Below are 18,998 nucleotides of genomic sequence, written 5' to 3' on the forward strand. Positions count from 1 at the left end.
TCTCTGCCACTCCTCGTATTCCATCGGCCAACACCGCCATGGTAACCGTTAAAAATACATTTGACAGGTTACAAAATAGCACCATACTAAACCCCGCAAGTAACCACTAAAAACATATTTAACAGTTACATCGGGAGCCGCATTATGACCATGAACCGCCATTTCCCCGTACGCTATCAGTACGCCGATGCCGACGGCGTACGCGTTTTCTACCGTGAAGCCGGTGAGCCGCAAAACCCGACCCTGCTGCTGGTGCACGGTTTTGCCAGTTCATCTCACCAGTTCCGCGAGCTGATCCCACTGCTGGCGGATAAGTTCCACCTGGTGGCGCCGGACCTGCCCGGCTTCGGCTTCAGCGAAATCCCCGCGGAACGCCAATACCGCTACAGTTTTGACGCACTGGGCCAGACCCTCACGCAGTTTGTCGAGGCTCTGGGGCTGGAAAGCTACGCGCTGTACGTCTTCGACTACGGCGCGCCGGCCGGTTTGCGGCTGGCGCTCAATCACCCCGAGCGGGTGACCGGGTTTATCTCGCAAAACGGCAACGCCTATCTGGAAGGGCTTGGCGACGCCTGGGCGCCAATCCGCGCCTACTGGCAGGACGCCTCCGCCGAGAACCGCCGGGCGGTTAACGACGCGGTGCTGAATCTGGCGGGCATTCGCTGGCAATATCTGCATGGGGTGTCAGACCCGGAACGCGTCGCACCCGAAACCTGGCACCTGGATGCCCTGCTGCTGGAGCGCCCCGGCAACAAGGACATCCAGCTGGATCTGTTTCTCGACTACGCCAACAACCTGAAGCGCTACCCCGACTTTCAGGCGTTTTTCCGCCAAACCCAGCTGCCGACGTTGATTATCTGGGGCAAGAACGATCCCTTTTTCATTCCGCCGGGTGCGGAAGCCTTCAGGCGCGACAATCCGCACGCCGTCGTCGAGCTGCTCGATACCGGCCACTTTGCGCTGGAAACCCACGTGGCACATATCGCCCAACGTATCCGCCAGGTGATTGGCGGCGAGCCGGCCTGAACCAATAGCAACCCATCCACGCCGAGGCGTGGATGGGTGTTGCCCGGCGTTGCACCGCGGCTATTTCACCGGCGTCGCCTCAAACACCAGCGTTTCCAGCGGCTGCAGGGTAACCACCAACGCCTGCTGATACGCCTGCGGGAAGGTGGCGTTGCTGCCGTAAACCGGCTTCAGGCTAAAGCGGTCACCGACGCCCTGCGGGATTTCGAACGCTTTACTCAGATCCAGGTAATAGGTCTGCGGTTTATCCAGCGGATTGCGCAGCCCGAAAATCCCCTTCTCCGGCTGCCACGACGCCCAGCCGTACACCTCCAGCAGCGTCGGATCGCCGCCGATCCAGTGGGTATCGACCAGCACCGCCGCATTATCCCGCGACCACTTCGCCGCCTGCGCCAGGGTATCCCACTTGTGATCGTTCAGCATCGACGGGGTGATATACAGCTCCTGCAGCTGCGTGCCGGTGGCGAAGAAGCTCCATGCTTGATCGTCAAAGTCAGCGTCGCTCTGTACTTTCTCCAGGCCGTAGTAGGCATTTTCCGCGCTGATAATGCCGTGATACATCAGCGAGTTCAGCGGAAACAGCGGCCCTTTCCTGACGATAGAGCGGTAGGTTTCCGCATCGCGGTAGGTCATCCAGCGCTGCACCGGCGATCCTTTGCCGTACAGATTGATATCATCGCCCTGCCGCCAGATAGAGTCGGCATAGAACAGCCAGGACGGGCTGGCGTTGGTGCCGGTGGTCAGGTTGATAAACTGCTGCGGGTTGGCGGCGCGCATGTTGTCCAGCAGCGCGATCGAGGCGTCAAAATCCGAGGCAAACGGGCTGCCGGCAAGGTGCGCGTTGGCGTTGCCCATGCCGTCCAGCTTGAACGAGGTGATATGCTCGTTCTTGATCAGCTTGACGATCTGCTGATTGAAGTTTTTAAAGTAGTTCGGGCCGGACAGCGCCAGCTTGCCGTCAACGGTTTCAAAACCGTACTCTTTAGCGTGGGAAACGCGAATATCGCGCGGTTTGTTATAGCCGCCCCACGGCGACAGCCACAGGCCGACCGAACTGTGCACGCTGGCCGCCTTGTCCCGCACCGCGCCAAAACCGTCACGGAACGCCGGGCCGAACAGCCAGCGTCCGCTGCGGTCATCCCAGCCGTCATCCAGCAAGAACGCATCCAGCTTCACCCCGCGGCCGCTGATAAAGGCCTTATCCCACTCGTCCATGCGTTTCAGCACGTCCTGCTCGGTATAGGTGGTGAAGAAGCCGATATCCATCCAGCTGTTGTAGTGCAGATAAGGCTGATACGGCCGCGCGCGCACCGCATTGATAAACTGGTTCACGCTGCGGCGCAGCTGGCCGGGCTGCGGAAAGGTGCCGAAATAGATCCGGTAGCTGACCGGCGCTTCCGGCTCAATCGGCGTCGCCAGCTCCACGTTCAGGTTGGTGGTGGCCTCGTAGGCGTAGGTATTGACGATCGGCTTTTCCGGAATAATAAAGAACGAGTCGGCAATAATTGGTGAGCTATTGATCGCACCGTCAACATAAGGGGCCTGCGCCTGCTTCTTCGTCGGGAAGAAGGTAATCTTCGCCACCCGGCGCGCCTGCTTTTGCGCGCTAATCTTGTAATCGATGCGCGCATACTTGCCGTGCAGCGTGTTGAGCGTCACGCTGACGTTAAAGTCAGGGCGCGTATAGGTGAGCGTTATCGCCTCCCCTTGTTGGCTGACGCTCTGCAGCGTGAAATCTGCGGCGTGAATCACCGTCTCATCAGGCAGCGTCAGAAAAAACAGCTCCTGCGGCGCCAGCTGCCCCCCGTCGGCCTTATCCTTGATCGTCAGCGCCGACTTATCCTGGTTAAAGGTCACGGCAATATTTTCATTATCGAGCGCGTACTGCGCGGCGGCCGCACCGTTGGCCACCAGCAGCGTCAACAGCGCCACGCGGAAGACTTTCTTCATACCAGAGATCCTTATTGTTGTTATTGAAGACTGCGCTAATCACCAGGCGGCGTTACGCCGTCAGCGCCGGTTCCGCGCCGATTTTTCCCGCCGAGCCGCACAGACTGATTTTATTTCTGACCACTTCTTTCATCGCATCCATGCCCACGCGCAGGTAGTAACGGGGATCGTTGCCCTGCGGATGGTCGGCAAACCACTGCTTCACCGCGCCGGCGAAGGCGATCTTCAGCTCGGTGGCCACGTTGACCTTGCAGACGCCGAGGGCGATCGCCCGGCGGACGAACTCGTCCGGCACATCGCTGGCACCGTGCAGCACCAGCGGCACGCTGACCACATCGCGAATGGCCGCCAAGCGCTGAAAATCAATCTTCGGCCGCTGGGTATACAGGCCGTGCGCGGTACCGATGGCGACGGCCAGGCTGTCGACGCCGGTCTGCGTTACAAAGCGGCGCGCCTCCTGCGGATCGGTCATAAACGCCTGTTCGTCATCGGTGGCCATATCGTCCTCCACGCCGCCCAGCCGGCCCAGCTCGGCCTCCACGCTACAGTCGTGGCGATGACAATACTCCACCACCGATGCCACCAGCCGGACGTTATCGTCAAACGGCAAATGGCTGCCGTCGATCATTGCGCTGCGCACCCCGGCCTGCACCTTGCGGCGGATATCATCCAGCGATTCATGGTGGTCAAGGTGCAGCGCCAGCGGCATCCGATAGCTGGCGGAATAGGCGCTGCACAGCGCGTAGATCTCCTCAAAGGCGATATGCTTGAAGGTGCCGGGCGTACCCGCCAGGATCACCGGTGAACGCAGCTCGGCGCACACCTCAAGAATCGCCTGAATGGTTTCGGCATTGTGGATATTGAACGCCGGCACCGCATAGCCGCGAGCCTGCGCGTCCAGCAACAGATACTTGGTGGAAATAATGCTCATGATGTTCCCCTACGCTTGCCATGCATGAATAACCACGCCCTGCACCACCCGGTTGACCGCACCGCTGGCGGAAGGCGTATCCGGCGTGATGCCCGCCTTCAGCGATTCGCTCAGTGCAAACACCTGCGCGTACATCAGGAAGCAGAACGCCAGCTCCACGTCGTTAAACTCGCGCGCCGGCGGCAGCAGAATATGCGGCCCCTGTTCGATCACCGCATCCGGCTGCGCCGCAATCGCCACCACGCGCTGCGCCTGTTTTTCGCGGCGCAGCTCGGCCAGCAGATCCAAATCGTAACGGCGCGTATAGGGATGGCCGGAAATAAACACCACCACCAGCGTCTTGTCATCCACCAGCGATTTCGGGCCGTGGCGGAAGCCGGCCGGCGAATCATAAAACGCCGCCAGCCGGCCGGCGGTCAGCTCCAGCACTTTCAGCGCGGCCTCGCGCGCCGCCCCCTGCAGGCCGCCGCTGCCGAGGTAGGCGACGCGTTGCCACGGCTGGTTGCCGAACACGCCGGTGCGGAAATCCCCCAGCGACGCCAGAATGCGCTGGCAACGCTCGGCCACGTCGCCGAACCGGCGGGCATTGAATACCGTCGGCGCAAACGCCGCCAGACAGCTGAGCATCATGGTGGTGATGCTGCTGGTCATGGCAAAGCCGCGATCGTGCGTTTCCGCCGGCATCAGCAGCGCCAAAGCGTTGCCGTCGTCACGCGCGTTCTGGTACAGTCTGCCGCCCTCATTGCAGGTAATCACCAGGTGATGGCATTCCGGCACCAGCTGATTGGCCAGCTCAACCGCCGCCAGGCTTTCCGGGCTGTTGCCGGAACGGCCAAAGGAGACCAGCAGCAGCGGATGGGCGGCGTTCAGGTAGTCCTGCGGGTTGGTGACCAAGTCGGTGGTGGGCAGCGCGCTGAAATTCTTGCCCGTATGGCGCGCCAGCCAGGGGGCGATAATCTCGCCGATAAACGCCGAGGTGCCGGCGCCGGTCAGCACAATGCGTAAATCGCCGTCAAGCAGCAGCGGCGCAAGAAACTGTTCAAGCGGCCGGCGCAGGTCGTCCAGCCTCTCCAGCGCCCGCAGCCAGCTGGCGGGCTGCTGACGGATTTCGGCCTCTGTCCAGCTGTCCGGCGTCGCGGTGGAGAAAATCTCGGTGTGTGGCATAGCTCAATCCTTAGTCGTGTAACGTCAGCATCGGCCGCTGGCAATCGCGCGGCGGCCTTGCGTATGGTTTGGTGTCAGCGGGCGGACGCGAGGGTCAGATGCCCTCTTCCAACGGTTTTTCCGCCCGACAGCGGCCCAGCTCATCCGCCAGGCTGGTCAGCCCGCGCCGTCCGCACTCCAGCGCCTGCCGGCGGAACGCCTCGCTGCTCAGCCCCTCCCGCTCCAGCACCATCTCCAGCAGCAGCTGCAGATTGGTGCCGGTAATCACTTCCCGCCCCGGCCGTTGCATCGCCAGCGTCGACGCAACGCGAAACGGCGTGCCCCCCAAGAGATCGGTCAGAAACACCAGCTCTTCCTGCGCATCAAGCGCCGCCACCGCCTGCTCCAGCTCGGCGGTCAGCTGCGCCGTGCTGGCGCTTTCGGTAAAGTCGATCGCCATAAACTGCGGCTGTTCGCCCAGGATCTGCGTCATCGCCCGCGCCAGCCCGCTGGCGAAACCGCCGTGGCCGCAAAGAATAATGCCTATCATCGTCAACGCCTCCGGCTTACAAAAAGTGAGCAAATTTGCCGGCTATCGCCAGCACCACGGTCATCGCGATCAGCCGCAGCGGGCTCCAGCCGCGCCGCACCAGGTAGTACATCAGCAAGGTGTACGCCAGCGGCAGGAAGGCCGGCATCAGCTTGTCAATCACGTCGCTCTGCAGCTTGACCACCGCATCGCCGGCGGTGATCTCCAGCGTCGTCGCCAAGCGCACGTAGGTCGCCACCAGCGCGCCAATCACCGTCATGCCGACGATCGACGCCGCATGGCCGACCCGCCTGGTATTGGCTTTCAGCAGCGGAATCGCCGCCACGCCCATGCGGTAGGCATAGTGGGCCAGACCAAAACGCAGCCCCAGGTGCACCACGTTAAACAGCAGCAGGAAGATCACCGCGCCGAGGATCGACCCCTGTAGCGCCAGGCTGGCGCCGATACCGCCGCAAATAGGCAGCAGCGTCAGCCAGAACATGGCGTCGCCAATGCCGCCCAGCGGCGCGCCGACGGCGATTTTGGTGCTCTGAATGCTGTTGACGTCCTGCTTGGAGCGCTCCATCGCCAGAATAATGCCGATGACGAAGGTCACCAGAAACGGGTGGGTGTTAAAGAACCCCATATGCCCCTTCATCGCCCGCGCCAGATCGCGTGGGTTGGTATGGATTTTTTTCAGCGCCGGCAGCAGCCCGTACAGCCAGCCGGAGGCCTGCATGCGCTCATAGTTGAACGAAGCCTGCAGCAGCATGGAACGCCAGGCGACGCGGTTGATGTCCTTGCGGCTCAGTTCCGCGCCGACGCGCTGGTCTTCGTACACATTCTCATTGGCGCCGGACAGCAGCGTCTCTTCACCGCCAGAGACATTGTTCGGCAGCGTGCGTTGGTCAGATACCATCTTCGAACTCCTCCTGCCGTGGGTCCGGCGTGTTGGCTTCAGGGCCTTTGCGGTACAGGTCGATCAGCGCCATCGCCAGCGCCGCCGCGGCAATCGCCAGCACCGGCAGCTTCAGCCAGGCCGCCGCCACAAAGCCGATGATAAAATAGGGGATATAGACGTTTTTCATCATGATCTTCAGCAGCACGGCGAAGCCGATGGCCGGCATCATGCCGCCCGCCACGCCGAGGCCGTCAATCAGCCGCGCCGGCAGCACGTCGATCGCGGTTTTGGCATGTTCCGCGCCGAAGTAAATCGGCAGAAAGGCGCACAGAAAGTAGAAACACCCCAGCGTCAGCATCGCCAGATAGTTCACCCGCTCAATGCCCCGGGTGTCGGCGTTGGCCGCCATCCTGTCGCAGCGGGACATCACGCCGGACATCACCGAGAACAGGAAGGTAATCCCCATCTGCACCGCCACGGCAAACGGCACCGCGACGCCGACCGCCACGTCCGGCTTTACCCCGGTGGTAATGGCGAAGGTGGTGCCGACGATGGTGCCGATAATTACGTTGGGCGGCTGCGCCCCCGCCAGCGGCGCCAGCCCCATCCACACCAGCTCCAGCGTGCCGCCGGTCAGAATGCCGGTATGCAGATCGCCGAGGATCAGCCCCACCAGCGGGCCGAGCACCACCGGACGGTGCATATGGGTTAAGCCGTCAAACATATCCAGGCCGGCGATAAAGGCGAGAACGCCCAGCGCACAGGCCTGCAACAGACTGATTTCCATCGCCTATTCCTCACAGTTGTTTGAACAGATCCAACGCCGGCTCCGTCGGTACGCCCTGTACAAAGCACGCCACGCCGGCGTCTTGCAGGCCGTGAAACGCGGCGATATCGCCGGCGTCGACGGAGACCGTTTTGGCAATTTGCCGTTTGCCCTCGACGTAGTGCATATTGCCGACGTTGATACGCGTTACCGGCACCCCGCCCTGCACCAGCGTGAGAAAATCCGCCGGCGTTTTGCACACCAGCAGGATTTTTTGCCGATCGGCGGCGCGGTGAATATTGTCGATCACCTTCTGCAACGGCCAGAAGCGCACCGCAATGCCCTCCGCCAACACCATCTCCATCAGGTTCTGCTGCACCGGGTCCGCGGCCGCCTCATCGTTGGCCACCAGCACCAGATTCGCCCCGGCGAACCCGACCCACTGCACGCCTACCTGCCCGTGAATCAGGCGTTCGTCGATGCGGCTTAATACAATGTTCGGCATAGCGTTTTCCTCGTTGTTGTTATGCGTGATGCCGGGCCTCGCCCTGACAGGCGGTGTGATACTGGCCCAGAACGTGCTGGATATGGTCGATAATCAGCGCTCGCGGCGCGGCGGCCAGCGTCCCCGCCCGCACCCTGGGATACTGCAGCGGTAAATACTGGCTGAGCAGCGGCAGCGGGATCGTCGTCTCCGCCAGGTTATGCAGCAGTTGGGTAAACGCCCGTTCGATCTGTTCGTCCGGCCAGTAGTAGCGGATACGGTCGGAGTAGCTGTAGCCGCGCGCCAGCCGGCGGGCGGACTCATCGCCATGGTAGTGGCTGCGCCAGTACTCCGGCCGCTCGCACATCACCTGTTCCAGCACCTGCCGCAGACCGGAACAGGCATGCGTCGGCAGCAGCTCCTGCTCCACCGCCGCCAGCGCAAACAGCGCCTCGCGCAGGGCGAAGGTCAGCGCCGGACCGACTTTCAGGATAGCGAAGTGGTCCTTCACCAGCTGGCGCAGCGCCTGCGGCGTCTGGTAATCGGTGGAGTGGGCTTCAAACACCAGCGTATCGCAGGACGCCACCATAGCGCTGAGCGCCACGGCCTGCTGCGGCTGGTAGTCAATCACCTGCGTATGGTCGAACTCGACGCCGGGCTGCACCACCAGCGCGATAATGCGCGGCCAGACGTCATCCAGCCCCTGCCGCTCAAATGCCTGACGGTGCGCGGCCAGCGTCGCCCGCGCGGCCTCTGGGGCGGTGACCGCCAGCGTCGTCAGGGCCTCATGGGCGCCGCCGGGAACCGGCACCTCGGTGCCGATCACATACACCAAATCGGCGACGCCGAACTGCGCGCGGCAGGTGCGTTCGGCCACCTGCGCCAGCCGCGCGGCGCGTTCGGCGACGATCGCATCGCTCAGCGGCTGCGGGTCATCCGCGCAGGACATGCTGCAATCGAGGTGAATCTTTTTAAAACCGGCGGCGACGTAGCTTTCAATCAGCGTTTCCGCCTGCGCCATCGCCTGTTCGGCAGGCTGGTTCTGCCAGCGGTTGGGGCCGAGGTGATCGCCGCCGAAGATCAGCTGCGACGAGGGAAAATCCAGCCGCTGCGCCAGCTGACAGACAAAACCGCGAAAATCCGCCGGCGTCATGCCGGTATAGCCGCCGAACTGGTCGACCTGGTTGGACGTCGCCTCAATCAGCAAAGGCGTCTGCTGCCGCCGGGCGTAGCGCAGCGCCGCCTCCAGCACCAACGGGTGCGCGGAGCACACGGCGTAGATACCGTTCTCCTGCCCCTGCTTATGCCTGATAACCATCTCTGTAAGCTGTTTCACTTTCCTCCCCCCGTCCGGCCGATGCACGGCAACATATTTTCGTTTCGTTTCTTTCATCCTGCTGCAGAGATTTTAAAAAACAAAACGAAAGATATTAATTTTCCGATCCGTTTCACAAAAGAAAGCCAACGAAAGGAAGCAGACGTGAGCCAGCGCACTGACGACGGCGTTTTTACGCTTGCATTCTGTCAAAGGAAAGGAGTTAATAGACGAATCGAAATGAAACGAAAGACTTAATGAAAGGAGCTCTTATGAGCAGCAGCGACTTTTCCGCTGACAAGCGCGTCACCGGCACCAGCGAACGGCGTGAACAGATCATTCAGCGGTTGCGGCAGCAAGGAAGCGTGCAGGTTAACGATCTTTCCGCCTGGTTTGGCGTCTCCACGGTGACGATCCGCAACGATCTGGCGTTCCTGGAAAAACAGGGCATCGCCGTACGCGCCTACGGCGGCGCGCTGATCTGCGACGGCGCGTCGCCCGCCGCGGAGCCCAGCGTAGAAGCGAAAAGTTCGCTGAATATGGCGTTAAAACAGGCTATCGCCCGGGTTGCGGCCGAGATGATCCTGCCCGGCAGCCGGGTGATTCTCGATTCCGGCACCACCACCTACGAGATAGCCCGGCTGATGCGCCACCACCAGGCGGTGATCGCCATGACCAACGGCATGAACGTCGGCAATGCGCTGCTGGAGGCGGAAGGCGTGGAGCTGTTAATGACCGGCGGCCATCTGCGCCGCCAGTCGCTCTCTTTTTACGGCGATCAGGCGGAACAGGCGCTGCAGAATTATCACTTCGATATGCTGTTTCTCGGCGTTGACGCCATTGACCCGGAGCGCGGCATCAGCACGCACAATGAGGATGAAGCGCGGCTGAACCGCCGGATGTGCGAAGTGGCAGAGCGGATTATCGTGGTGACCGACTCCAGCAAGTTCAACCGTTCCAGCCTGCATAAAATTATCGATACCCAGCGTATCGACACCATCATCACCGATGAGGGCATTCCCGCAGACTGCCTTAACGGGCTGCAAAAGAGCGGGATCGACGTGGTTAGAGTGACAGTGTAACGCCAGCCTTTAGCGCTGACGCTGGGCCTCAAAGTACACGTTGCACAGGGAGAAAATCAGCGTATCCGGATTTTTGATCAGCACCGTCGCCCCGGGGAACTCGTCGGCATCCGGCGTATTGGCGGCCGAGTCTTTCGCGGTATGCATGATGGCGATCCGCTCTACCGCCGGCGCGATAATGCCGAGCATGGCGAAATCAACGGCCGGCGTATCAGAGTCGGCCTCCGAGTTGTCCTCGACAAACTCCTGCTCCTCAACCGTACTGCTTACCACGCCCAAACTGCGCCGCTGCTGGTTATTCCAGCTAAAACCGTCTCGCTGGTAGCTGATTTGCGTATTCAGCACGCTGTCGATCTGCTGCCGATCCCAGCAGGCGTCGGCCTGCGTCGGCAATGTTTTTGTCACGCGCCACTGGCCGAGCAGCTGGCTGGGGATCGGCGCCAAAGACGCGGAACGGCCCTTGTCCGGCGGCGTCTGCTGCGCCATCGCCAATAACGGCGCCGACAGCGGTATAAGCAGCATCAGTGGCAATAACCGACGTGTAACTTGCATAGCGGATTCCCTTATTTCCTGGCGATAGTCGAGCGCACCCGTGGGTGCCGCAGGGTTTAGCATACTGTCGCCGGGTCCGCGCGCGCAACTGTCAACGCACCGGCGGTTGTCGGTTGGTTCAATATTCCACGTTCCGCCGGCGACGCGCACCCTTGCTAAAATTAAAACAACGTTTTAATTTAACCCCATCCGGTCTCATTCGTTATCAGGAGCATCAATGTTCGTATTTAAGCAGAATACCCGGCTGGAAACGCTGGGGGATGGCGTATCGCGCCGCATTCTGGCGCACGGCGGCGGCATGATGGCCGTCGAAGTACACTTCCTCACCGGCGCTGTCGGGCCGTTGCACAGCCATCCTCATGAGCAACTGACCTACGTGTTGTCCGGCCGCTTCGCGTTTACCATCGGCGATGAGACGCATCAGGTCAGCGCCGGCGATACGCTATATAAACGTCCCCACGTGGTGCACGGCTGCGTCTGCCTGGAGGCCGGCGTACTGCTGGATACCTTTACTCCGCAGCGGGAGGATTTTCTGACCTGAGCGCCCCTCTCCCCCCGGCCCGGCTAAAAATTGCGAGCAGCAGCGCAATTTACACGATTATTCGTTCCGTACGACCTATCCTCGCCAATACTGTGTAGACGACCAATCAGACGGAGACTGGAGATGCAAATCAGCAATAAGGCGAGGATGAACCGGCTGTTTAATCAGGGCAAATGTCTGGATGTGGCGATCGATCACGGCATCGCCAATGAGCCGGATTTCTTGTCCGGCCTGGAGAATATCGAACGGGTGATGCACAGCCTGATCGCCGCCCGGCCGGACGCCATTCAGGTCAATTACGGCCAGGCCGATCTGCTGCAAAACGCCCCGCAGCGCGATAAACCGGCGCTGGTGATGCGCACCGACGTCGGCAATGCCTATAACGCCGCCCGCCACCGCGAAATGTGGGCGGTACTGCATAACCCGGAGCAGCCGATCCTCGCCGCCCTGCAGATGGACGCCGCCGCGGTGGTGGTCAATCTGTACATGATCCCGGATGAACCCGGCATTTTCCGCCAGTGCGTGGAGAACATCGGTCGTTTGCGTCACGCCTGTGAGCGCTACGCCATGCCGCTGATGGTCGAACCGCTGGTTATGGCGCCGGCCGGCCAGGGCGCCGCCTACGGCTCAATCGGCGACGTGGAAAAGATGGTGCCGCTGGTGCGTCTGGCGCGTGAGCTGGGCGCCGATATCATCAAGGCCGACCCGACCGAGCGGGTGGAAGATTTTCACCGCGTCGTCGAAGCGGCCCGCTGCCCGACGCTGGTGCGCGGCGGCGGCAAGGGCGAGCTGCGCGCGGTGCTGGACAAGTCTGCCGCGCTGATGGCGCAGGGCGCCAGCGGCATGGTGTACGGCCGCAACGTTTATCAACACGATAACCCGGCGCAGGTGGTGCGCGCGTTGATGGCGATCGTGCATCAGGGCGCCGACGGTGAGCAGGCGCTGGCGCTTTACCAGCAGTCATAACCCGGCGTCATAGCGTAAAAATAACGCCGTACCCGCCGCCGGCCGTGGAAATCTGCAGCCGGTAACTGCGCCCGTCCCCTTTCCCCGTTAGAATAGCGCGTCGCAACCTGCTCCGGAGAATTCTCATGTCCCAGCCAAGGCTTCCGCTGAAGCTCAGCACCTCGGTCACGCTGATGGTGTCCGCCATTATCGCCTCGGTGCTGATGGTGGTGTACGCCCTGTTTTTTGTTCAGATGAACCATGAAGGGCAAAGCCAGCTGCAGCGCAAGGCCATGGCCATCGCCGAAACGCTGGCGCTGTCCGACACCATCGTCGACGGGCTACAAAGCCGGCGGCAGGACGGCGCCATTCAACGCTTCGCCGAGCAGGTGCGCCAGCATAACGAACTGCTGTTCGTGGTGGTGCTGGATATGGACGGCATCCGCTATTCGCATCCCAAGCCGGAGCTGATCGGCCATCATTTTATCGGCAACGATCTGGCGCCGGCGCTGCGCGGCCAGCTGAACAGCGCCATCAACCGCGGCGCATTGGCCCCGGCGCTGCGGGTATTTGTGCCGGTTTATGATGCCCGGCACCGGCAGATCGGCGTCGTGGCGCTGGGCATCGCGCTGGACACCGTCGAGCGCGTTATCGACGAGAGCCGCTGGATTATCTACTGGACGCTGGCCTTCGCCGCGCTGGTCGGTTCACTGGGTACGTTCTGCCTGGTAAAAGCGTTGAAACGCATTATGCTCGGCTTTGAGCCTTACGAAATCTCCAACCTGTTTGAACAGCGCAATGCGATGCTGCAGTCGATTAAAGAAGGCGTGATTGCCGTCGATAATCAATCACGCATCAGCATCGTCAATGATGAGGCGAAACGGCTGCTGCGCCAGAGCGGGCCGTTTGAAAACCTGCTGCTCGACGCCGCCAGCAAACACTGGCCGGCGCAGCTGCATCTGGCGGAGGTGCTGGAGAACGGCAAGCCGCGGCGCGACCGGCAGATCGCGTTCAACGGCAGTGAACTGCTGGTGAATACCGTGCCGGTGATCGTTCAGGGTCAGGTGGTGGGCGCCATTGCGACCTTCCGCGATAAAACCGAGGTCAGCCAACTGCTGCAGCGCCTCAGCGGCATGACGCAGTACGCCGACGCGCTGCGGGTGCAGTCGCACGAGTTTATGAACAAGCTGCACGTGATCCTCGGCATGCTGCATATGAAGGCCTATCAGCAGTTGGAAAACTACGTGATCAATACCGCCAGCACCTATCAGGAAGAGATCGGCACCCTGCTGCGGCGGGTAAAATCACCCGAAGTCGCCGGCTTTTTTATCGCCAAAATCAACCGCGCGCAGGAGGCCGGCATCGATCTGGTGATTGACGAAGACAGCCTGCTGCCGGAAACCGCAGATGCGGAAACCACCCACGTATTGATCAGCGTGCTGGGTAATTTAATCGAAAACGCCATTGAGGCCATCGACGGCGAAGAGGGACATGAAATCACCCTGAGCTTCCATCACAATGATAATCATTTACACTGTATCGTCAGTGACGACGGTCCAGGCATCGATCCGATCATCGGCTCGCGCATTTTTGAACAGGGATTTTCAACCAAAGGGTCGGGACGCGGCATCGGCCTGGCATTAATTCTCAGCCACCTGCAAAAGCTGGGCGGCAGTATTGATTTTGACTCTGAACCGGGTGAACTGACCCAGTTCTATGTGCATATTCCCTATCAGGCCAAGAGCTAAAACATGATTAACGTATTGATTGTCGATGACGATCCGATGGTGGCGGAACTCAATAAATATTACCTGAGCCAGGTCAAGGGCTTTCACTGCCAGGCCACGGTGGCGACGCTGGCGCAGGCGCATGCCCTGCTTACCGACGGCGGCGCCAGGATCGATCTGGTGCTGCTGGATATTTATATGAAGCAGGAGAACGGTTTGGACCTGCTGCCGGCGCTGCGTGAGCTAGGCGAGCAGACCGACGTGATCGTTATCTCCTCCGCCAGCGACGTCAATACGGTGCAAAAGGCGCTGCATTACGGCGTGGTGGACTATCTGATCAAACCGTTTCAGTTCACCCGCTTCAAACAGGCGTTGAGCCACTATCAGCAGCAGTCGCAGCTGCTGGCGCAGCGCACCTTCTGCGCGCAGTCCGACGTGGATAACCTGCTGCGCCGCCAGCCGAACGGCAATGAAAACAAGAAGCTGCCGAAAGGGCTGACCAGCATGACGCTACGCACGGTTTGTGAATGGATTGAACAGCAGCACGACGAGGAGTTCTCCACCGATAATCTGGCTAACGCCATCGGCATCTCGCGGGTATCGTGCCGTAAATATTTAATTTATCTGGCCGACAGCGAAATCCTCAGCACCCGCATCATGTACGGCGCCACCGGCCGGCCGGTGTATCTCTATCAGCTCAATGCCGATGCGCTGAACCTGCTGCAATCGTACTGCCGCTAACCCCCTTCACCACTTTGCGCACCGGCACCCGCCGTGCGCGCTTTCCCGTCCTCCCCGTCGCCGGCTGCAGACGCTTGTTGCGCCGGCGGTGCATAAAGCCAGCAAAGTTTAGCGAAAAACGTAAGTTTTCCTAACAATTTCAAAACATCTTGCTAAGGTAATATTTGCGTCACAATTAATTAATAAAACAACAGTAATAAAACTGTGTGAATAGAATTATTCCTAAAAATTTTACTTCTCCGATGAGCAAACCAGAAATCCAATTAATTGATATTTATTAGATTTATAAAAAAATACACGATTTATAACTTTTTAACATGGGTTTAATACTTAATTAAACTTTGATCATCGACGTGATCTGGTTCTAACTTTATAGGCGAACGGATGAATAACTCTCGCTTGGATGCTTACCCTGTTAATGCAAAACCCTGCAAGGTTTTTAGGAGGATTTATGGCTGATAATATCGTGAAAGACGTCGCTGACACCGCAAGCGATCTGGTTGGTTCTGTTACCGGCACCGCCGGCGACCTGGTTGGCGGCGTGTCTGGCACCGTTGGCGATCTGGTCGACTCTACCGTTGACAACGCCACCGGCGCTATCGGCGGCGTCGTTGACGCTGTGACTTCAGGCAGCGGCGGCCTGTGGGGTGTGATTAGCGGCGTAGCCGGCAGCGTTGGCGGCCTGCTTTCCGGCGTAGCAGGCTCTCTGCTGGGCCTGGTGGGTGATGTGGCTGGCACCGTTGGCGACCTGGCCGGCAATGTGACTGATTTTGTCAGCGGCGTGCTGGATAAAATCAGCGACCTGGGCGGCGACGTCGGTAAAGTGGTTGACCATGTCACCGACGGCGTAACCGATGGCGCAACCGACGCGACCGACGCGCTGATCTCTGCACTGGAACACACCGGTGGCGACGTTGCCGCTGCTGCTACCCCAGCTGCTGTAGAAGTTAACGGCGTAACTGACGCTGCTGACGCTGCCGTACACCACGCAGCGTAATCTCCGGACTCATAATATCGCTCTGCGGCCGCACTGGCCGCAGACACAAAATAACCGGAACGCAATGATTTTCAAATATTCTCCAGGGCTTGCTGCGCCACGCTGAGTGGCTGGCATCATTTTATTGTTATTCATGGGGGTGGGAAATGAAACCAGAAACAGAAATTGTTCGCGTCGGTGACTGGCAGGTCTATGTAGAGCGATATATTTATCCAGGCGTCACGGATTCCGTCATTTGCGTTAATGGATCTTTTTCAACCACGCTGGCTTTTCGCAGCTGCGTACGTAACTTCAAGAACCGGGTTAACGTCATTCTCTTCGATCTGCCGTTCCTCGGTCAGTCCCGTGAGCATAATGATTTAACCAAACCGCTGTCGAAAACCGATGAGGTTTTCATTCTGCAGAGTTTGATTAACCATTATGAACCGTCTTATCTGCTCTCCATCTCCTGGGGCGGACTGGCAGCATTGATGGCGCTCTCCTCCCGCCCTCGCTCCATCCGCAAAGCCGTGGTGGCCTCGTTCTCCACCAAGGTGAACGACGCGATGAATTACTACGTCAGTCAGGGCAAGAAATTACTGGATGAAGGCAAAGGCGATGAAGCGGCGATGCTGCTCAATACCGAGGTTGGCAAATATCTGCCGAATCTGTTGAAGCAGGTGAACTACGAACACTTGAGACAGTTTGACGAATCAGCGCAAAAACAGGTGCGTTACCACGTCGCGCAAATTACCGAATTTAATCAGGCGGACTATATCGATACCTTCCGGCAAATCGATACGCCGATACTGTTCATCAACGGCGAGCAGGACGAATACACTACAGCGCAAGATATTAAGGAACTCAGTAACTATATCAATAACTGCGAATTTATTACCGTACCGCAGGCTGGCCACTTTATTTATATGGAAAGCCGCTTTGCGGCCGATTATTTCAACGACGTGATGAACGGTTTTCTGTTTGTTGAAGAAGCGATGGCCTCCTGAAAAGGTGGTGCCGTACGCGTAAGGGCCGGACGTTAACAGCGTCCGGCCTTTTGTTGTTTACTCTCCGCGTTAATCCCAGTTAATGCTCCCGCACAGGCTGGGCTCGCGCCCTTCGTCATCCCACTTCAGACTGCCGCGATACGCCGGTGGCATACAGTTGACCTGATAGTCTCTGGCCGCCGGGCGCGTGCTGTGCGGATGCCGTCCGCCCCGCTGCTCCCCCAGCATCTGCGTGCGTTGCCGCTGGCGCTGATAGTCCGCCAACGCCTCGGCCTGTTCCCGGCTCTCCGCCCGCTGATTGTCCTGCGCCAGTTTTTCCGCATTCCATATCTGGTGGCGCGGCGCGGATTGATGGGACGGCGGCGTATCGGCCGGTTTCTGCTCGGCCGCTGCCGGCGGGTGGTATTGTAAATCAAAGGCGGCGCCCGACGCCGCAGACGCCGCGCCCATCAACACCGCCATCAATAGCGGTACGCTCCGTTTCATCAACATTCTCCTGAAATCCCTGTTTATGCGAATGCCCTGCCGGGGATGCCTGCCGCCAGGATCCCCCGCCCCAACCGCCGCAACGCTGAACGTCGCAAACGCGGGACAAAATTAATTAGCATTCTTATTAATGGCTATAAAAACGGCAGGCGCACGGATTATAAGTGACGGCTAAATGAGAATGAAAGTAATTACGCTGATTACAATAGTTAATAAAGCTGGCGCATAAGCGGCGTCAGCGGCTCAGTTCTGCTCCGAAACCAGCACCGCCAGCGTATCCGGCTCCAGCGCCTGGAAGATATGCGGCCTGTCGCCGGGGTAGCAGATATAGTCGCCGGCATACAGTTCGACCGGCGCTTCCGTCAGCCCGACCAGCGCCCGCCCCTGGGTAATAATAATGTGCTCCACCGAACCGGGGGAATGCGGCTGTGAAATACGATCGGCGCCGGGCTGGGTGGTCAGCAGATAAATATCGCGCCGCGCGCCCGGCGGGCAGGTCGCCAGCAGCGCGGCGGTATAGTTAGCCATTTCCGCCACCACCGTCGGCCCTTCGCCGCGGCGAATCACCTGCGTACTGTTTTGCTGCGGCTCCATCAGCCTGGCAAACGGAATATCCAGGGCAACGCACAGCGCCCACAGCGTTTCCAGGCTGGGATTGCCGTTCGCCGCCTCCAGCTGCGACAGCGTGGATTTGGCAATGCCCGCGCGCCGGGCGACCTCCGCCAGAGAAAGCCCCGCGCGCTGGCGTTCACGCATCAGCGCCTCGGCAATAATGGCTATCGGTTGCGTCATAAATACGTCACTCTTTCCTTATAACGAACGATCGTTCGACTTGTAAAACGGCTTGGCGTTGTTCATTATAACAGAACTTTCGTTCGTTATAAGGTAATGGAGATGAGGCTCAACCGCTTTGGCGCGCTAAACGGTAATGTGGTCAAAGGCATCGTGCTGGTCTGCCTGGCCGATGGCATCGTGGGCGTTTCTTACGGATCGCTGGCCATCGGCTACGGTTTCCCGTTATGGGTGCCGCTGGGGCTGTCAGTATTGGTGCTGGCCGGCGCGTCCGAGTTTCTGTTTATCGGCATTGTCGCCGGCGGCGGCAGCCCATTTGCCGCCGCCACCGCCGGGCTGCTGGTCAACGCGCGCCATATGCCCTTCGGCATGGCGGTGAAGGATTTAATCGGCCACGGCCCGGCGCGCTTTCTCGGCTGCCACATTATGAATGATGAAAGCGTGGTGTTCGGCGTATCACAATCGACGCTGGCGGCGCGCAAGGCGGCTTACTGGCTGTGCGGCCTCGGCATTGCGCTGTGCTGGCCGCTGGGGGTGATTATCGGCGGTTCCATCGGCAACCTGATCCCGGACGTGCACAGTATTGGTCTGGACGCCGTTTTCCCGACGATTCTCCTGGCGCTGATCGTTTCGGCGTTGAAAAACCGCCGCACCCTGCTTTCCGCCGCCTCCGGCACCGCGTTTGCGCTGGCGGCCGTGCCCTGGGCGCCCATTGGCATGCCGGTGCTGTTTGCCCTGCTGGGCCTGCTGATCAGAAAGAGGACGCGTTAATGTCACTGCAATCCGTGGTTATCGGTATGATTATCCTGGCCGCCGGCACCTATCTGCTGCGCCTGAGCGGCGCGATGCTCGGCCGGAAGATGTCCTTTTCCACCACCACCCGCGATCTGCTGGCGGATGCCGCCACCACGCTGCTGCTGGCGGTCGCGGTTATCGCCACGCTGTTCGAGGACCAACATTTCGCCGGCGCGGCGCGGGTGGTCGGCGTCCTGACCGGCCTGCTGCTCACCTGGCGTAAGGTGCCGCTGATTATCGTGCTGATCGCCGCCGCTGCGGTGACCGCGCTGCTGCGCTGGCTGGGCCTGCCCTGATCAAGATTATTCG

Annotated in this window: 21 protein-coding genes; 10 read left to right on the top strand and 11 right to left on the bottom strand. The window is 59.9% G+C overall.

The window, feature by feature from the left end; translation table 11 throughout:
• The first annotated feature begins 144 nt into the window (after positions 1–144).
• Entirely contained in the window at positions 145–1,026 is an 882-nt protein-coding gene (locus I6G83_RS20325; protein ID WP_054305880.1) for an alpha/beta fold hydrolase, read from the top strand.
• Between the two features lie 60 nt (positions 1,027–1,086).
• On the opposite strand, the gene I6G83_RS20330 is transcribed toward I6G83_RS20325, so the two are convergent.
• From I6G83_RS20330 to kbaZ, 8 genes are all read right to left on the bottom strand, one after another.
• Complete coding sequence (locus I6G83_RS20330) at positions 1,087–2,976, bottom strand: alpha-amylase family protein (RefSeq protein WP_054305879.1); 1,890 nt, start codon at positions 2,974–2,976, stop codon at positions 1,087–1,089.
• A 52-nt stretch (positions 2,977–3,028) separates the two neighbouring features.
• On the bottom strand, positions 3,029–3,907 hold the full coding sequence (gene kbaY, locus I6G83_RS20335; protein WP_054305878.1) for a tagatose-bisphosphate aldolase subunit KbaY: 879 nt from the start codon (positions 3,905–3,907) through the stop codon (positions 3,029–3,031).
• Positions 3,908–3,916: 9 nt separating this feature from the next.
• Positions 3,917–5,071 carry an SIS domain-containing protein gene (locus I6G83_RS20340; protein WP_054305877.1) on the bottom strand — a complete coding sequence of 385 codons (1,155 nt, stop codon included), beginning with the start codon at positions 5,069–5,071 and terminating at the stop codon, positions 3,917–3,919.
• Between the two features lie 94 nt (positions 5,072–5,165).
• Positions 5,166–5,600, bottom strand: coding sequence for a PTS galactosamine/N-acetylgalactosamine transporter subunit IIA (agaF, locus tag I6G83_RS20345; RefSeq protein WP_015672669.1), 435 nt, complete (start codon positions 5,598–5,600; stop codon positions 5,166–5,168).
• 16 nt (positions 5,601–5,616) lie between these two features.
• Positions 5,617–6,498 carry a PTS N-acetylgalactosamine transporter subunit IID gene (gene agaE, locus I6G83_RS20350; RefSeq protein ID WP_054305876.1) on the bottom strand — a complete coding sequence of 294 codons (882 nt, stop codon included), beginning with the start codon at positions 6,496–6,498 and terminating at the stop codon, positions 5,617–5,619.
• Complete coding sequence (gene agaW, locus I6G83_RS20355; RefSeq protein ID WP_054305875.1) at positions 6,488–7,267, bottom strand: PTS N-acetylgalactosamine transporter subunit IIC; 780 nt, start codon at positions 7,265–7,267, stop codon at positions 6,488–6,490. The genes agaE and agaW overlap by 11 nt, the downstream gene beginning before the upstream one ends.
• A 10-nt stretch (positions 7,268–7,277) precedes the next feature.
• Complete coding sequence (gene agaV, locus I6G83_RS20360) at positions 7,278–7,751, bottom strand: PTS N-acetylgalactosamine transporter subunit IIB (protein ID WP_015672672.1); 474 nt, start codon at positions 7,749–7,751, stop codon at positions 7,278–7,280.
• A gap of 19 nt (positions 7,752–7,770) precedes the next feature.
• Entirely contained in the window at positions 7,771–9,066 is a 1,296-nt protein-coding gene (kbaZ, locus tag I6G83_RS20365) for a tagatose-bisphosphate aldolase subunit KbaZ (protein ID WP_054305874.1), read from the bottom strand.
• A gap of 251 nt (positions 9,067–9,317) precedes the next feature.
• Here kbaZ and I6G83_RS20370 point away from each other — a divergent pair, with 251 nt between their 5' ends.
• Positions 9,318–10,127, top strand: a complete 810-nt coding sequence (locus I6G83_RS20370) for a DeoR family transcriptional regulator (RefSeq protein WP_054305873.1) — start codon at positions 9,318–9,320, stop codon at positions 10,125–10,127.
• A gap of 9 nt (positions 10,128–10,136) precedes the next feature.
• Here the strand turns inward: I6G83_RS20370 and I6G83_RS20375 are convergent, their stop codons facing one another.
• Positions 10,137–10,679: a hypothetical protein gene (locus I6G83_RS20375; RefSeq protein WP_015672675.1), complete on the bottom strand. Its 543-nt coding sequence runs from the start codon at positions 10,677–10,679 to the stop codon at positions 10,137–10,139.
• A 217-nt stretch (positions 10,680–10,896) separates the two neighbouring features.
• On the opposite strand from I6G83_RS20375, the gene I6G83_RS20380 reads away from it, so the two are divergent.
• From I6G83_RS20380 to I6G83_RS20405, 6 genes are all read left to right on the top strand, one after another.
• A complete protein-coding gene (locus tag I6G83_RS20380) occupies positions 10,897–11,220 on the top strand; it encodes a cupin domain-containing protein (RefSeq protein ID WP_054305872.1) in 324 nt (107 codons plus the stop codon).
• Positions 11,221–11,343: 123 nt separating this feature from the next.
• Complete coding sequence (locus I6G83_RS20385) at positions 11,344–12,186, top strand: class I fructose-bisphosphate aldolase (protein ID WP_054305871.1); 843 nt, start codon at positions 11,344–11,346, stop codon at positions 12,184–12,186.
• A 125-nt stretch (positions 12,187–12,311) separates the two neighbouring features.
• The gene (locus I6G83_RS20390; protein WP_054305870.1) at positions 12,312–13,913 is read left to right on the top strand and encodes a sensor histidine kinase; all 1,602 of its coding nucleotides are present in this window, start codon (positions 12,312–12,314) and stop codon (positions 13,911–13,913) included.
• 3 nt (positions 13,914–13,916) lie between these two features.
• Positions 13,917–14,633, top strand: a complete 717-nt coding sequence (gene dcuR / locus I6G83_RS20395; protein ID WP_054305869.1) for a two-component system response regulator DcuR — start codon at positions 13,917–13,919, stop codon at positions 14,631–14,633.
• A gap of 451 nt (positions 14,634–15,084) precedes the next feature.
• Positions 15,085–15,630, top strand: coding sequence for a hypothetical protein (locus I6G83_RS20400; RefSeq protein WP_054305868.1), 546 nt, complete (start codon positions 15,085–15,087; stop codon positions 15,628–15,630).
• Positions 15,631–15,776: 146 nt separating this feature from the next.
• Positions 15,777–16,616, top strand: a complete 840-nt coding sequence (locus I6G83_RS20405) for an alpha/beta fold hydrolase (RefSeq protein WP_015672681.1) — start codon at positions 15,777–15,779, stop codon at positions 16,614–16,616.
• Positions 16,617–16,685: 69 nt separating this feature from the next.
• Here I6G83_RS20405 and I6G83_RS20410 read toward each other — a convergent pair whose 3' ends face one another.
• Positions 16,686–17,102, bottom strand: coding sequence for a hypothetical protein (locus tag I6G83_RS20410; RefSeq protein ID WP_128144866.1), 417 nt, complete (start codon positions 17,100–17,102; stop codon positions 16,686–16,688).
• 243 nt (positions 17,103–17,345) lie between these two features.
• Positions 17,346–17,894 carry a helix-turn-helix domain-containing protein gene (locus I6G83_RS20415; protein WP_061323420.1) on the bottom strand — a complete coding sequence of 183 codons (549 nt, stop codon included), beginning with the start codon at positions 17,892–17,894 and terminating at the stop codon, positions 17,346–17,348.
• A gap of 102 nt (positions 17,895–17,996) precedes the next feature.
• On the opposite strand from I6G83_RS20415, the gene I6G83_RS20420 reads away from it, so the two are divergent.
• Both I6G83_RS20420 and I6G83_RS20425 read left to right on the top strand, forming a co-directional pair.
• Positions 17,997–18,665: an AzlC family ABC transporter permease gene (locus tag I6G83_RS20420; RefSeq protein ID WP_015672684.1), complete on the top strand. Its 669-nt coding sequence runs from the start codon at positions 17,997–17,999 to the stop codon at positions 18,663–18,665.
• Positions 18,665–18,985 carry an AzlD domain-containing protein gene (locus I6G83_RS20425; protein WP_054306224.1) on the top strand — a complete coding sequence of 107 codons (321 nt, stop codon included), beginning with the start codon at positions 18,665–18,667 and terminating at the stop codon, positions 18,983–18,985. The genes I6G83_RS20420 and I6G83_RS20425 overlap by 1 nt, the downstream gene beginning before the upstream one ends.
• Positions 18,986–18,998 lie beyond the last annotated feature (13 nt).

It is taken from the genome of Serratia rubidaea, assembly GCF_016026735.1.
Taxonomy (GTDB): Bacteria; Pseudomonadota; Gammaproteobacteria; order Enterobacterales; family Enterobacteriaceae; genus Serratia_B; species Serratia_B rubidaea.

Coding starts and splice junctions, on each gene's coding strand:
- I6G83_RS20325 (WP_054305880.1), top strand. CDS start 145: ATGACCATGAACCGCCATTTCCCCGTACGCTATCAGTACGCCGATGCC.
- I6G83_RS20330 (WP_054305879.1), bottom strand. CDS start 2,976: ATGAAGAAAGTCTTCCGCGTGGCGCTGTTGACGCTGCTGGTGGCCAAC.
- kbaY (WP_054305878.1), bottom strand. CDS start 3,907: ATGAGCATTATTTCCACCAAGTATCTGTTGCTGGACGCGCAGGCTCGC.
- I6G83_RS20340 (WP_054305877.1), bottom strand. CDS start 5,071: ATGCCACACACCGAGATTTTCTCCACCGCGACGCCGGACAGCTGGACA.
- agaF (WP_015672669.1), bottom strand. CDS start 5,600: ATGATAGGCATTATTCTTTGCGGCCACGGCGGTTTCGCCAGCGGGCTG.
- agaE (WP_054305876.1), bottom strand. CDS start 6,498: ATGGTATCTGACCAACGCACGCTGCCGAACAATGTCTCTGGCGGTGAA.
- agaW (WP_054305875.1), bottom strand. CDS start 7,267: ATGGAAATCAGTCTGTTGCAGGCCTGTGCGCTGGGCGTTCTCGCCTTT.
- agaV (WP_015672672.1), bottom strand. CDS start 7,751: ATGCCGAACATTGTATTAAGCCGCATCGACGAACGCCTGATTCACGGG.
- I6G83_RS20370 (WP_054305873.1), top strand. CDS start 9,318: ATGAGCAGCAGCGACTTTTCCGCTGACAAGCGCGTCACCGGCACCAGC.
- I6G83_RS20375 (WP_015672675.1), bottom strand. CDS start 10,679: ATGCAAGTTACACGTCGGTTATTGCCACTGATGCTGCTTATACCGCTG.
- I6G83_RS20380 (WP_054305872.1), top strand. CDS start 10,897: ATGTTCGTATTTAAGCAGAATACCCGGCTGGAAACGCTGGGGGATGGC.
- I6G83_RS20385 (WP_054305871.1), top strand. CDS start 11,344: ATGCAAATCAGCAATAAGGCGAGGATGAACCGGCTGTTTAATCAGGGC.
- I6G83_RS20390 (WP_054305870.1), top strand. CDS start 12,312: ATGTCCCAGCCAAGGCTTCCGCTGAAGCTCAGCACCTCGGTCACGCTG.
- dcuR (WP_054305869.1), top strand. CDS start 13,917: ATGATTAACGTATTGATTGTCGATGACGATCCGATGGTGGCGGAACTC.
- I6G83_RS20400 (WP_054305868.1), top strand. CDS start 15,085: ATGGCTGATAATATCGTGAAAGACGTCGCTGACACCGCAAGCGATCTG.
- I6G83_RS20405 (WP_015672681.1), top strand. CDS start 15,777: ATGAAACCAGAAACAGAAATTGTTCGCGTCGGTGACTGGCAGGTCTAT.
- I6G83_RS20410 (WP_128144866.1), bottom strand. CDS start 17,102: ATGAAACGGAGCGTACCGCTATTGATGGCGGTGTTGATGGGCGCGGCG.
- I6G83_RS20415 (WP_061323420.1), bottom strand. CDS start 17,894: ATGACGCAACCGATAGCCATTATTGCCGAGGCGCTGATGCGTGAACGC.
- I6G83_RS20420 (WP_015672684.1), top strand. CDS start 17,997: ATGAGGCTCAACCGCTTTGGCGCGCTAAACGGTAATGTGGTCAAAGGC.
- I6G83_RS20425 (WP_054306224.1), top strand. CDS start 18,665: ATGTCACTGCAATCCGTGGTTATCGGTATGATTATCCTGGCCGCCGGC.